The 13,552-nt window shown below is 60.2% G+C and carries 13 protein-coding genes; 7 read left to right on the top strand and 6 right to left on the bottom strand.

Translation table 11 applies throughout. The annotated features are described in order from the left end of the window. Positions 1 to 614 precede the first annotated feature (614 nt). Both Q7S58_RS06510 and Q7S58_RS06505 read right to left on the bottom strand, forming a co-directional pair. On the bottom strand, positions 615 to 1,037 hold the full coding sequence (locus Q7S58_RS06510) for a helix-turn-helix domain-containing protein (RefSeq protein ID WP_304822302.1): 423 nt from the start codon (positions 1,035 to 1,037) through the stop codon (positions 615 to 617). Positions 1,038 to 1,054: 17 nt separating this feature from the next. Further along, on the bottom strand, positions 1,055 to 1,276 hold the full coding sequence (locus Q7S58_RS06505) for a hypothetical protein (protein ID WP_304822299.1): 222 nt from the start codon (positions 1,274 to 1,276) through the stop codon (positions 1,055 to 1,057). Between the two features lie 359 nt (positions 1,277 to 1,635). Here Q7S58_RS06505 and Q7S58_RS06500 point away from each other — a divergent pair, with 359 nt between their 5' ends. Further along, positions 1,636 to 2,256 carry a S24 family peptidase gene (locus Q7S58_RS06500; RefSeq protein WP_304822295.1) on the top strand — a complete coding sequence of 207 codons (621 nt, stop codon included), beginning with the start codon at positions 1,636 to 1,638 and terminating at the stop codon, positions 2,254 to 2,256. Positions 2,257 to 2,342: 86 nt separating this feature from the next. Here Q7S58_RS06500 and Q7S58_RS06495 read toward each other — a convergent pair whose 3' ends face one another. The 4 genes from Q7S58_RS06495 to kaiC all read right to left on the bottom strand — a co-directional run bounded on the left by Q7S58_RS06495 (position 2,343) and on the right by kaiC (position 6,466). Next, positions 2,343 to 3,881, bottom strand: coding sequence for a PAS domain-containing sensor histidine kinase (locus tag Q7S58_RS06495; protein WP_304822292.1), 1,539 nt, complete (start codon positions 3,879 to 3,881; stop codon positions 2,343 to 2,345). Positions 3,882 to 4,060: 179 nt separating this feature from the next. After that, positions 4,061 to 4,381, bottom strand: coding sequence for a circadian clock KaiB family protein (locus Q7S58_RS06490; RefSeq protein WP_304822289.1), 321 nt, complete (start codon positions 4,379 to 4,381; stop codon positions 4,061 to 4,063). 23 nt (positions 4,382 to 4,404) lie between these two features. Next, positions 4,405 to 4,590, bottom strand: a complete 186-nt coding sequence (locus tag Q7S58_RS22080) for a hypothetical protein (RefSeq protein WP_370655463.1) — start codon at positions 4,588 to 4,590, stop codon at positions 4,405 to 4,407. Between the two features lie 148 nt (positions 4,591 to 4,738). Further along, positions 4,739 to 6,466, bottom strand: a complete 1,728-nt coding sequence (kaiC, locus tag Q7S58_RS06485) for a circadian clock protein KaiC (RefSeq protein ID WP_304822286.1) — start codon at positions 6,464 to 6,466, stop codon at positions 4,739 to 4,741. A gap of 302 nt (positions 6,467 to 6,768) precedes the next feature. Between kaiC and Q7S58_RS06480 the strand changes: the two genes are divergently transcribed. The 6 genes from Q7S58_RS06480 (at position 6,769) to Q7S58_RS06455 (ending at position 13,450) form a co-directional block, all read left to right on the top strand. Further along, the gene (locus tag Q7S58_RS06480; RefSeq protein WP_304822283.1) at positions 6,769 to 6,939 is read left to right on the top strand and encodes a hypothetical protein; all 171 of its coding nucleotides are present in this window, start codon (positions 6,769 to 6,771) and stop codon (positions 6,937 to 6,939) included. A 339-nt stretch (positions 6,940 to 7,278) separates the two neighbouring features. Then, a complete protein-coding gene (locus Q7S58_RS06475; protein WP_304822280.1) occupies positions 7,279 to 7,899 on the top strand; it encodes a Crp/Fnr family transcriptional regulator in 621 nt (206 codons plus the stop codon). Between the two features lie 210 nt (positions 7,900 to 8,109). Then, the gene (locus tag Q7S58_RS06470) at positions 8,110 to 9,162 is read left to right on the top strand and encodes a phosphotransferase (RefSeq protein ID WP_304822277.1); all 1,053 of its coding nucleotides are present in this window, start codon (positions 8,110 to 8,112) and stop codon (positions 9,160 to 9,162) included. A gap of 109 nt (positions 9,163 to 9,271) precedes the next feature. Then, positions 9,272 to 10,747, top strand: coding sequence for an amidohydrolase family protein (locus Q7S58_RS06465; RefSeq protein WP_304822274.1), 1,476 nt, complete (start codon positions 9,272 to 9,274; stop codon positions 10,745 to 10,747). 30 nt (positions 10,748 to 10,777) lie between these two features. After that, a complete protein-coding gene (locus tag Q7S58_RS06460; RefSeq protein ID WP_304822270.1) occupies positions 10,778 to 11,827 on the top strand; it encodes an NAD(P)-dependent alcohol dehydrogenase in 1,050 nt (349 codons plus the stop codon). Positions 11,828 to 12,004: 177 nt separating this feature from the next. Beyond that, positions 12,005 to 13,450: an amidase gene (locus tag Q7S58_RS06455; RefSeq protein ID WP_304822267.1), complete on the top strand. Its 1,446-nt coding sequence runs from the start codon at positions 12,005 to 12,007 to the stop codon at positions 13,448 to 13,450. The last annotated feature ends 102 nt before the right edge of the window (positions 13,451 to 13,552 follow it).

Genomic DNA, 13,552 nt, shown 5'->3' with positions numbered 1-13,552 from the left:
TCTCGATTCTTTAGTCGCCCGCCGATGCTAACCACCGGATGCTAGTCTCCCTCTCTCCACTTTTCCATTTACTAACCGGGCGTAGCCCGCGTCTTTCTGCCCCGGCCTCATCGCATCTCCGAACGCCTCAATTCCCTTTCTCCCTTTTACTAACAGGGCGAAGCCCGCATCTTCTCCGGGTTCCTTCGACTCCGTCAGCCTCAGCTCAGGATGACGCGATAAGAGCCCCTCAGCCCGCCGGTCGCTCTGTCATTCCCGCGCACTTCGCTTCCCCTTCTGTCATTCCCGCGCGCGCGGAGCCGAGTCGGGCCGGAGGGCCGAATCGATGTAGGTAAGTTGCCGCGCGAGGAATCCCGGATCTGTTTTCTGACATCGTTACGCACGCCGACTGCACCCTCACCCGCTACTTTATCCTGGGGCGATTCGGCCCTTCGGCCCGAAGTCGGCTTCGCGTCGCTAGCGCGCTTCGGCGACCTCTCTCCCGCAACCCAGCGGGCGAGGTATTCGGCCGCTCCTCTCTCCACTACTAAAAGGGCGAAGCCCGCATCCTTTTCACCCCAGGAAGCCCGAAACCCGTGAGGGGTTTCGGATCTCTTCCTCCGCTTCCTGCCTCCTTACGTACCGCCCTGCACCCCCGGCGCGCCGCCGCCGCTCCGCACCGACGCGAGCACTTTGTACACGTAACGCTCGGTGCATCTGAGCGCGCGCGCAATCCGCGAGATACTGATCCGCTCGGCCCGCATCGCCACGATATGCTCGCGCCGCCTCGTCTGATGACTGCTCGACGGAATCAGCAGCCGGTCGCCGCCGAACACGCGCGCTATCGCCGTCGCGGCATCGAGGCCAATCGACCCCGTCACCACGTCGCCCACCGCCGGCGTCATCGGGATATACAGCCTGCGCCCGCCGAAATCGGCGATCAGCTTGTCGGCCGCCGCCGCGCCGATCGATTGTCCCACCTGCCGAAACAGCGAGCGGCGCGAACTAGCGTCCGGCTCGTCCGCCACCCTCAACTGCGCGCGGCTCACGATTGCCATCCGCGATTCGCCGGCGCTCATAAGCCGTACGCAACCCGCAGGTTACGCGGGATCGCGCCGATCTGCCGGTCGCGATCGTAAACCACGCGCCAGCCGATCTCGCTGTTGTCATTGGCGCATCGCTCGCACAGTCCGCGATTGCGCACTATCTCGGCATGCGCCGCCACTTGATGACACCACAGGCACGTCGCGCTCCGATTCGAAACCCTCGATCGATCGATTGCTGTCGCCGCTTCCATGAAAACCTCCCCGGAATCGCGCGCAGGATGCGCGCCAAAGATCGGACGTGGAATACTGCCGAAGGGTGGGATACCGGCGATGTTTGCTTTTAGCATCCACCGCCGCCAACAAGGTGCAAATCATATACGCGAGGTGATGGACGGATGCCGGATGAATGCTATTGAGGAGGGGCGGCGGTGCAGGGCGGGCATCGAGGCGCGCGCGGAGCAATCGCTCGATCGAGGGCGGGGGCATGGGCTTTAGCTGTGAATGGTTTGCTTCCTGTAGCAGCATGGAGCCTTACTAGACTATATTCCACAAGGGGAGAATAGTGTCAACATCAGTGGTTGAGAGTGAATTCCGTGCGAGACTCACCCAAGTGCTCGCTTCGTTCGGTTCCGTGGTCGCATGCGCCAAGGCGATCGGCGTTTCCGACAACGCAATCTACAAATGGCTGTCGGGCCGCGGACAGCCGAGCGTCGCCAATCTGGTCGCGCTCGCGCGCGCCAGCCGCGTCTCGGTGGAATGGCTGGCGACCGGCCATGAGCCAGAGCAAACCGCCAGCGCAATCACCCACTCGGTCGAACGCGGCGATTACATCTTCATGCCGCGCAACCTGGTCCGATTCTCGCGCGGCAAGGATGGCGTCATCCGCAGCGACCAGGTCGTTGACTTCATCGCGTTCCGCGCCGAATGGGTGAAACGCCGCCTCGGCACCGATTCGCGCGATCTAATTTTGATCGAAGTGGTCGGCGATTCGATGACGCCGATATTCAAGGACTCGGATTTGATTCTCGCCGACCTGGCCGAACCGCGCTTTCGGCAGGACGGCATCTATCTCTTTCGGCAGAACGGCGGAATATCCGTGAAGCGAATTCAGCGCCGGCCCGACGGGAAGTTGCTGGTGCGCAGCGACAATCCCGCGTACCAACCGATGGTCGTATCGGCTACCAACATCAAGATTGTCGGACGTGTGATTTGGGCCGGCGGCATGATCTAGGGTTGCGATACGATCGTTTCAGCCCGGACGCTTCGACGATGCGCGATCTCTCGCGGACAAATCTTCTCGGCTGATTCGCGCGCGGATCAAGTGCCGACGCTATTGGCCTCGTCACTCGACGCAGACGGAGCGCGGCGCAGCTCAACGATGAAGGTCGAGCCCTCGCCGGTGCGGCTCTCGACCATCATGCGTCCGCCGTGCGCCTTCACGATCTGGTCAGAGATGTAAAGTCCGAGGCCGAGGCCCGTGTGCCGTCCAGACGCTGACGAACGCTCGAAGCGCTGAAAGATTCGCTGCGTGTCCTCGGCCGGGATACCGATTCCATTGTCGCGCACATACAGACGCGCGTGCTCCTCGTCAGCTTCGAGCTCGACCTCGATTGGCTTTCCGCCGCCGTACCTGATCGCGTTGGACAACAGGTTCGTCACCACCTGCTCGATTCTAAAGCTGTCCCATTTCCCGACCACTCCCGAACCCAGCTTGATCCTAAGCTCGCTGCCGACCCGCGACGCTTCCTCGGCGAATCGCTCCGCGCTTTCGCGCACCACGTTCGCGATATCGCAGTGATCGATTTCGAGCGCCATGTGCCCGGAACTGATCCGCGAGATATCCATCAACTGGTCGATCAGGCGTGCGAGCCGCCGAGTCTGATTCGCGGCCTTCTGCAATTTGGTCGCGATCGGTCCGTCAGGATCGTCCGAGGCGAGGCGCTGCAGATTGCCGATTTGCAGCGTCAACGCGCTCAGCGGAGTGCGCAATTCATGCGATGCGATCGAGACGAATTCATCGCGCAGCGCGACCGCCGCCTGGGAAGCGCGCACCCGTTCGCTGACGTCTGCCAGCGCGATCACGCACCCTAATACTTTTCCCTCGGGATTCGAGAGCGGACCAGCGCTGAGCGACAACTGGATCGGTTCGCCTTGCGCGCGCCGGAACTCCGCATCGATTCCCCGCAGCGTCTCGCCCTTCAGGGCTGGCTCGAGCACCGACAATGGCTCCTGATCTTCCCGAGCCGAACCGTGCGCGGCGCGGAAAAGCTGAAAGACTTCCGGAAAGAGCCGGAGCAGCGGATTTTGTTGCGCGAGCATCGCCGCCGCGTTGTTCGCGCGGATGATGGTTCCATTGGGATCGCAAACCACGATCGCCTCGGCGGTCTGATCGAGGATCGAGCGCGCGAGATTTTCCGAGGCGGCAATTTCCTCGCTCCGGCGCCGCTCGGTCAGGTCGGTAACCACGATGCAGATGGCGGGCACGCCATCGATTTGCAGAGCGGTGCCCGACAATTGCACCATCGCCTGCGACGGCGCATTGAGCGTGAGTTCACACTTGCTCTGGCTCTTGCGAGCTTCGCGCAACAGGGCTTGCAGGATAGCCGCATCCTTGGCGATGATCAGATCAAAGAGCGAATGCCCGATCACTTTATCGAGCTTCATTCCAACCAGTTGCGCGAAGCGGCGGTTCGCGTACAGCAACGTACCTTCCGAACTGACGGTGACCGCGCCCTCATTCATCCTCTCGATCATCACCCGGTAGGGCTGACCGGCGCCCTTCAGCGTGAAGACCTGTTCGCCTTCCGGACCGTGCACTACCAGGGCATCGACTTCGCCGCCGCGAATCGCGGCCAAAGTGGCCTCTGCCTCTTCTAACCTGATCCGCAGTTCTTCAAGATCGGCGACGCGGATATTCGGGACGGCCTTGTTAGCGCGCGAACTGGAACGGTCACGAGGTTTGATCCGCGCGGCGGTCTTCTTGGCCGCGGTGGCCCTCGAGGATTTTCGGGGAGATTTGGTTTTGATCGTATTCATCAGCTCGCAGCGTGCACGGTCAAAGCCAGGCCGATCAAAACTCGTGCCTCATCGGAAAGGTCGCCGACGACTTTTCGTTTTGGGGGCGGCAATTCCTTGACCAGAGTCGGGACCGCGATCACATCGTCGCTCTGCGCCAGTTCGGGTTGTTGATAAAGATCGATGATGTCGAGCTGGTAATGCCCCTTCAGGCGGTCTTCACAGATCTTGTGGAGATTGGCGATCGCGCGCGCGGAACGAGGCGTCGAACCGCTGGTGTAAAGTCGGAGTACGTAATCGTCGCGCCGAGGAGCCGCTTTCTTCAGCCTGGGTTTCGCCATCGGTCAAATCCCCATGGTCTTCGTTATCTCCAGACTGAGCAGAACTTTTCGGTACTGGAGAGATCTACCGTGATGCGTTTCATCGGTTCCGGTACTCTTGCGAACGAGGATTGGAATCGCGACGATTTGGTCGTTGCGGGGAGTTCGGGATGCTTCATCAAGCCGATCACTTCGACCCGGTAGCGGCCGTCCAATTCCTGATCGTGCATTCGTCTTAGATTAGCGAGTGCTGTAATCGACTTAGCGATTTGGCCCGCGATATAGAGCCGCAGATTCCACATGATCTTCTTTGCGTCTCTTCTCCTAATTCCCTTTGGAGAACGGGTTTGCGGACTGCCCGTTTTTTTGGCCTTCCGCTCAACCTCTGCCAGTGCCGAGTCGCGAGTTGTTTTTCCGGCTGCTCGCCATCTGGGAACGCTCCTCGGCCAGCCGCTGGTCGCGCTGTTCCTGCTGCGAAACCAGACGCCCTATTTCAGCTGCCTCGGCCTGAAATTCCGCGCGCAATACACCAATCTGCGCCTCGAGTGACTTGCGCTTGCGCTCAAGCGACGCAGACCTCATTTCAACTTCCTGCCGGCGTGCAACAACATCTTCCTGATCGCGGGCTTCTTGCGCAAGCCGCGACGAACCGGTTAAGACGCCGCCGGTACCCACGTAAACGTCGATCAATTTGATCCCGTTTCTGCTTAGTATGAACTCGCGAATCTGATTCGAATGCGCCATGCCGCGCGATTTGAGAACATACAGGCCGCGATTACGCTCTCCGTTCAATTCGATATCGCTTAGCAGCAACCAGGTGTCCATCAATGAAGACACCTCGATATCGGTTTTTTCGAAGTTGGCATCGACGTTGGAAAGGCTGGTGAATAAGCCGGTGATCTTTTCGAATTTGAGAAAGTCGATCAGGCGCGTCAGCATCGCACGCACGTCATCGTAGTTCGAGGCCGAGACCAAACTCGTGATCGGGTCGATCACCACTACCGCTGGCTTGAACTCGTTAATCAACTTATGAATCGACACCAGGTGCATCTCGAGCCCGAAGAAGGCCGGCCGATTAGCATTGATCTTTAACAGGCCCTTGTTGATTCCCGGCTGCAAATCGATTCCGACCGAACGCATGTTGCGAACAATCTGGCCCGGCGACTCTTCGAACGAAAAATACAGTGCACGCTCACCGCGTTGATTGGCGGAGATCACCAGCGACGACGCTAGCGTCGATTTCCCGGTGCCCGCGGTACCGGAAACGAGGATGCTGCTGCCGCGATAGTAGCCGCCTACTCCCAGCATCGCATCGAGGTCGGGCACCCCGGTCGGCACGGCTTCATTGGAAACCTGATGCTGCAAGCCCAGCGACGTAATTGGCAGCACTGAAAAACCGCCCTCGTCGATCAGGAATGGATACTCATTCGCACCGTGGCTTGAGCCTCGATACTTTATAATCCTGAGCCGCCGCGTCGAGACCTGATCGTTGATTCGATTGTCGAGCAGGATCACGCAATCAGCGACGTACTCCTCGAGTCCCTGCCGCGTCAGCGTCACATCGCCGCGCTCGGCGGTTATGACCGAGGTCACGCCCTTGTCTTTGAGGAATTGAAAAAGGCGGCGCAATTCCGCCCGGATTATACCCTCATTCGAGAAGCCCGCGAACAATCCCTCGAGCGTGTCGAGCACCACCCGCTTTGCTCCGATTTTATCGATTGCATGTTCCAAACGGATGAACAGGCCCTCGAGATCGTACTCACCGCTCTCCTCGATTTCGGCGCGCTCGATCCGAACATGATCGAGCGTTACCAAACCGTCCTCGGCCAGTCTGTCGAGGTCAAATTTCAACGAGGAAACGTTCGCAATCAGCTCTTGCGGACTCTCCTCGAATGCTAAGAACACCCCCGGCTCGTTAAATTGCCGGGCGCCATTTACCAAAAACTCCAAGCCCAGCAACGTCTTTCCGCATCCGGCGCTGCCGCAGATCAGGCTGGAACGTCCCTTCGGAAATCCCCCAAAAGTAATCTCGTCCAGACCTTGAATGCCGGTTGGAGCCTTGGGCAGGCTGACGGATTTGGTCTTGTTAGACTTCGAATTCTTCATCTGCGAGTCTCTACTTTGTCGAACACGCTGCCTCCAATAACGTATCAGCGCAAGTGCGGTCGATTAAACCGCAAAAGTGACAAAAAAACCATTCTCGAAGCAATTCTGTGGAAACGAGTTGGCCTACATTCGATCGCAGTATCATCGCCTCAATGAAGAGCATAGACTCTGCCATGCGCAGTGCTCGACTTCGCCGCCCCGCATCGGCAACCCAGCCCTCGCAGTTTTCCGCGGCACACCTGCGCTGACCCAAATCGGATATCGACGGTCGCCGGCGACGGCTCACCGGGAAGGATTATCAGGTGGATAACAAACGCCGCAAAGAGCAGTCTCGCAAACAGAAGCAGCAGGACAAGGAAGCCCGCCGGCAGAGGCGTGCCGCACAAAAGCAGAACGACCCCGCGCCTCCGCAGGGCCAGGATCCCGATTTGGAGGGGATGGTCCCCGGACCGCAGCCTCCGCAGGCCGACTGAACGCCCGCCTCCGCGCGCCAGGGACCGCCCATTGCTGAAATCCTCAGTCCGCGTGTTGATTGCCGCCGGCAAACCGCTCAGCAGACGCCGCCCGCCGGTATCGAGTTGACTATCAGATTGCATTTTGATAACTAATTGTGGTGGCGTAAAAGGCAGGACGCGATCGGTGTACTCCAGGTAACAAATTCGTTTCCCTTCCGGCCGCCGGAGGACTACCACTTGTTGCATCCTGATGAAGGTGCAAACTTGAATGAAACCAAGAGTTCGCGTCAGACGGACCTCGAAAAGCTGACCCGCCTCAAAACTCTTTCCTGGCTTTCGCGCACCGAACTTACACTCTTGGCAAGCGCATTAGCGCTACGCAACTTCAAGCGACGCGACATAATCCTGCTCGAGCGGGAGATGTCGTCAGCGGCTCATATCCTGGTGAGCGGCATCGCGCGCATCACGTGCCTGAACGCGCGGCGCGAACGGGTCACCGTCGCGTTGATTGCGCCGGGGCCGATTCCCCAGTTCCCCACGCTGCCGATCAGCCACTTCGATTTTCAATGCGAAGCCTACAACGATTGCAGGGTCGGCAGTTTGAACTGGAACACCTTCGACGGCATCGCCGAAAATGCGGGTGAGTCGCCCTCCAAGGTTTTTCAGCAGAACAATCTCAGGCAATGGTACCGGCTGCTGTTGCGCAGCTCGAGTTTTCTGAGTCTCGGCCTTCACGATCGGATCGGGGTCGCGCTGCTCGAGCTGTGCTCGGATTTCGGTATCGAGGAATCGCGCGGCACGCTGCTGCGGGTGTCGTTCAGCCACAAGGACATTGCGAATCTGGTCGGCGCTTCGCGGCCGCGCGTCACCGAGCATCTCGCGCAACTCGAGCGCGAACGATTTCTCACGCGGCAAGGGCGCCAGTTGGTCGTGCAAGTCGATAAACTTGCTCAATCGGTAAACGCACACACCGCGTGATCGTCGCTGTTGCGTGCATCACTAAAGTCGTGACTCGCATCACGGCTGTATGATAAAAGCCCTTCGATCAACGACGCCGCAGTCTCAATCGAGATTGCGGCGTTTCTTTTTTGCGGCGCGGGACCCCGCGATTGTTCTGTTCAATCGCGCGCCGGCGGCGGTAAACTAGCCATCGTTTTCAGATTCGCGCGCTTCACTGGAGTTCGGAAAATGGCGATCGAGCAGGAAGTCTCACCGGTCAGAGAGAACCATCGCTTCGACGAATCGTCGCTCGAGCGCTATCTCAGCGAACGCATGCCGGATTTCAGCGGACCTCTGACGGTGCGGCAATTCGTCGGCGGCCAATCGAATCCGACCTTCATGCTGCAAACGCCACGCGAGCGCTACGTGATGCGCAAAAAGCCGCCCGGCACGCTGCTGCAATCGGCGCATCAGGTCGAGCGCGAATACCGCATCATCAACGCGCTCGCGAACACCGACGTTCCGGTGCCGCGCGTCCATCTGCTATGCGAGGATCCGGCGGTGATCGGCACCGCGTTTTTCGTCATGGAATGCGTCGATGGACGCATCATGCGCGATCCGCTGATGCCCGATTCGAGTCTCGACGAGCGCGCGGCGTGCTACGACTCGTTGAACGACGTGCTCGCGCGCCTGCACAAAGTCGATTACGCGGCGGTCGGCCTCGGCGATTTCGGACGCCCGCAGGCGTACGTCGCGCGCCAGGTCGCGCGCTGGACGAAGCAGTACGAAGCGTCGAAGTTCGAAGAAATCCCCGAGATGGACAAGCTCATCGCGTGGGTGCGCGATCACATCCCGGCGCGCGACGAGACCACGATCGCGCACGGCGACTATCGCATCGAGAACATTATATTTCATCCGACCGAGCCGAAAATCGTCGCGGTGCTCGATTGGGAATTGTCCACGCTGGGGCATCCGCTGGGCGATATCGCGTGGTGCTGCCGGCCGTATCATTGCCCGCCTGGGATCGACGGCGTGCTGAGCTTCCAGGGACTCGATTTGAAAGCGCTCGGCATCCCCACCGAAGAGGATTTCATCGCGAAGTATTGCGAACGCGTCGGACGCGACGACGTGAGCGACATGACGTTCTTCGACGCGTTTTCATTTTTCCGCGGCGCAGCGATCGCGCAGGGAATCGCGATGCGCGCGAAGATGGGCAATGCGAGCGGTCCCGACGCTGCCGAGCGCGGCGCGCGGGCGCGCCTGATGGCCGAACTCGGATGGCAAGCCGCGCAGCGACTGTAGTGCCGTTCAAGCAAATATGGATTCTAAATTCCTCCACCACTTGGCCGCAGCGGCGTTTCGATACTAAGCTCGGTCGGTATCGCCAGCAAAAAATCCCGGAGGCAATCCGATGTCCAGCGAGAACGGTTCCCACGCGCAGAAGATTCGCGCAAGTCTCAAGCATCCCGTCATCGATGCCGACGGTCACTGGCTCGAATTCGGTCCCATCATCCTCGAGCAATTGCAAAAGCACGGCGGGCAGCGCGCCGTCGACGGCTTTCGCTCATTCAACGGCCGCGTCGCGAAAGCGCTCGACGAGACCAGCGAGGATCGTAAGCGCAAACGCCGCGCGCAGGAGGCATTCTGGCCGATCCCGACCAAAAACACCCTCGATCGCGCGACCGAGCTGATGCCGAATCTGCTCTATCAGCGCCTCGACGAATTCGGCATCGATTTCTGCGTCCTTTATCCAACTTCGGGACTCGGCGTGCCGTTTCATCCCGACGATGAGACGCGGCGCGTCACCTGCCGTGCATTCAACAATTTCGTCGCCGACTATTTTTCGGATTTCGCCGATCGGCTGACGCCCGCCGCAGTGATTCCGATGCATACGCCCGACGAAGCGATCGCCGAACTCGAGCACGTCGTCTCGCTGGGACTGAAGGTCGTGATGATGGCCAGCCTGGTGCGACGCCCGATTCCCGCGATCCTCGAAAAGACCCCCGACGCCGCGCGCTTCGCGACCTGGTTCGACATGCTCGGCCTCGACAGCGAATACAACTACGATCCGGTGTGGGCGAAGTGCGTCGAACTCGGCATCTCGCCGACCTTTCATTCCGGCTCGCGCGGCTCGGGGCTGCGCGTCTCTCCGAGCAATTTCGTTTTCAATCATATCGGGCATTTCGCCGCAGCCAGCGAGGCCGTTTGCAAGGCGATGTTTCTGGGCGGCGTCACGCGCCGTTTCCCGACTCTCAAAATGGGATTCCTCGAAGGCGGCGTCGGATGGGCCTGCGGGCTCTACAGCGATCTGATTGGCCACTGGAAGAAGCGCAACCGCGAAGCGCTCGAGGAAGTGAACCCGGCCAACCTGAATCGTCCGCTGCTGGCAAAACTAATGCGCCAGTACGGCGGCCGATGGCTCGAAAACAAGATCGATGGAATCGAAGCGAGCCTGCAAGCCGAACAGAGCGTCGCGACCGGCGGGCTTCGCGAACTCGACGATTACGCCGCGTGCAAAATCGAACGCGCTGAAGATATCCGCGAACTGTTCACCCGCAATTTCTACTTCGGGTGCGAAGCCGACGATCCGCTGAACTCGTACGCCTTCAATCGAAAAGCGAATCCGTACAACGCCAAGCTCAACGTTCTCTTCGGCTCCGATATCGGACACTTCGACGTCCAGAACATGAACGACGTGGTACCCGAGGCCTACGAACTGGTCGAAGACAATCTCATCACCGACGATGACTTCCGCGATTTCGTGTTCGCCAATCCGGTTCGATTCTGGGGCGAAGCCAATCCGAACTTTTTCAAAGGTACGCGGGTCGAGAAAGCCGCTGCGGCGCTGCTCGCGGAAGCAAGCCCCGAACAGCACGCATCTCGCTAGTCCATTTCGTCGAGGCTTGGAGGCGCCGGCATGAAAACCTTCGTCATGAAATCGCTGCACAACGTCGGCTTCATGGACAAGCCGATTCCCAAGGCCGGCCCCAACGACGCGATCGTCAAAACCGCCAAGGCGCTGATCTGCACTTCGGATTCGCACACCGTGCACGGCGCGATTGGTCCGCGCGAGAATCTCACGCTCGGCCACGAAGCCGTCGGCGTCGTGCATGAAGTCGGCTCCGAGGTGAAGCTGTTCAAGCGCGGCGATCGCGTGGTGGTCGGCGCGATCACGCCCGATTGGGGCGAACTCGCATCGCAAGCCGGGCATCCGTCGCAATCGAGCGCGCCGCTCGGCGGTTGGAAATTCGCCAATCTGAAGGACGGCGTGTTCGCCGAATATTTCCACGTCAATGAGGCCGATGCGAACATGGCGCTGATCCCGAGCGGCGTATCCGACGATGCCGCCGTTTATTGCTGCGACATGATGACGACGGGTTCAATGGCTGCCGAGAATGGCGACATCCCGATCGGCGGCGCGGTAGCCGTATTCGCACTGGGCTCAGTGGGCCTGATGGCGATCGCAGGCGCGAAACTCCGCGGCGCGGGACTGATCATCGGCGTCGATTCCATTCCAAAGCGCTGCGAACTGGCGAAGTCCTACGGCGCCGACGTGATCGTCGATTTCAGCAAGGAAGATCCCGTCGCGCGTATCATAGAACTCACCGGCGGCCGCGGCGTCGATTGCGCGATCGAAGCGCTCGGCTCCGAGGTCTCGTTTCAAAACGCGATGAAGGTCACCAAGCCGGGCGGCACGGTTTCAAATGTCGGCTATCACGGCAAGGGCGATCTGGTCGGTATCCCGCGGCTCGATTGGGGCGTCGGGATGGCGGAAAAATCGATCCGAACGGGCCTTTGTCCCGGCGGACGCCTCAGGATGGAGCGGATGCTGCTCCTGCTTCAAAATAAGCGCGTCGATCCGACCGCGATGACGACGCATACGTTCCCGTTCGATCGGCTCGACGAGGCATTCAAAGTGATGGATCAAAAGCTCGACGGAGTAATCAAGCCGCTGATTACTTTCTAACGCCGAGAAAGCGTCGGGACTGTCAGGTCACCACCGGTCGCAGACCGATCGGATGCGGGCGTTTACGCCGTTCGACGCGTAACTCGCAAACTCGATGAAAAGTGTGGTACGCGGCATTATATCGCTACGCGATTTGGTTGCACGATAATTCACGATTGCCGGAGGACCACGAAAAAAATGATTTCGCTCAACGACTATAGTTCCCTCGACGGACTCGGGCTTGCGGCGCTGGTCGAGCGCAAGGAAGTAACGCCCAAGGAACTCAAGGAAGCCGCGCTCGCGGGAATTGCGAAGGTCAATCCGAAACTGAACGCCGTGCTGCAAACTTTGCCGGCGCTCGCCGACGCGGAGATCGCGGCGGGCTTGCCTAAAGGACCGTTCACCGGCGTGCCGTTCGTGATCAAGGAGCTTATTGTCCACGCGAAAAACGTGCGCTGCGACATGGGATCGAAGCTGACGCAAGGATTCGTGCCGAAGGAAGACACCGAACTGATGGCGCGCTTCCGCCGCGCCGGTATCGTGCTGGTCGGCACCACACAGACGCCCGAATTCGGCTACAACCCAACCACCGAGACGACGCTCTTCGGACCGGTGCACAATCCGTGGATGCAAGGCCGCAGCGCCGGCGGATCGAGCGGCGGATCGGGCGCGGCGGTGGCGGCGGGAATCGTTCCGATTGCACATGCGAACGACGGCGGCGGATCGATTCGAATCCCGGCGTCGTGCAATGGGCTGGTCGGTCTCAAGCCGACGCGCGATCGCGTACCCACCGGCCCCGACTACGCCGATCCGCTGTGCGGACTCGCGATCGAATTTATCGTCAGCCGCAGCGTGCGCGACTCGGCTGCGATGCTCGACGCGGTGGCCGGCGCCGACGTCGGTGCGCCCGGTTTGCTGGCGCCGCCGGCGCGGCCGTATATGCAGGAAGTCGGCGCGGCGCCCGGCAAGCTCAGGATCGCGTGGACGACAACGCCCGCTTCTGGAGAAAAGATCGATCCCGAATGCGTAAACGCGGTGCACGAGACGGTGAAGTTGCTCGAGGACCTCGGGCATACGCTGGTCGAGGATCGCCCGGTTTACGATTGGGAGACCTTTCTGCGCAACGTGCACGTGATCTGGACGGCGTTCACCGCGTCGTCGATCGATGCGGCGGCAGCAGATCTCGGCCGCAAACCGAGCCAGGACAACCTCGAAGCGGTGACGCTCGCGTGCTACGAGGACGGCAAGGCTCGCACCGCGACCGAACTAATCAGCTCGATGGGGCATGGCAATACGCTGTCGCGGCTGACCGGCGCTTTCTTTCAGAAGTACGATTTGCATGTGACGCCGACGATCGCGCGGCCGCCGGCGGCGCATGGCGAGATCAATCAAAATCGCGAGGCGATGACCGCGATGGAATGGACTCGCCACGTTTTTGCGTATTGCCCGTTCACGCCGCTGTTCAACTCGACCGGACAGCCCGCGATCTCGCTGCCGCTTTACTGGAGCGCCGCCGGCTTGCCGATCGGCGTGCAGTTCGCAGGACGCTTCGGCGATGAGGCGAGCTTGCTTCGGATCGCATCGCAACTCGAACAGGCGCGTCCGTGGGCCGCAAAAAAGCCGCCGCTGCACGTCTCGAAGTAAGCGGTGAGATCAATGTACTGACAAGCTGATGCAGATGAGATTAGCTGTTCGCATCAGCCAGTGCGCGGCGAGCGGTATTGTCGCGGCGCGCGGGAAATCAGG

The sequence above is a fragment of the Candidatus Binatus sp. genome (assembly GCF_030646925.1).
GTDB lineage: Bacteria > Desulfobacterota > Binatia > Binatales > Binataceae > Binatus.
Note: the sequence above shows the minus strand (reverse complement) of the source record. Positions and strands in the feature narration are given on the sequence as shown.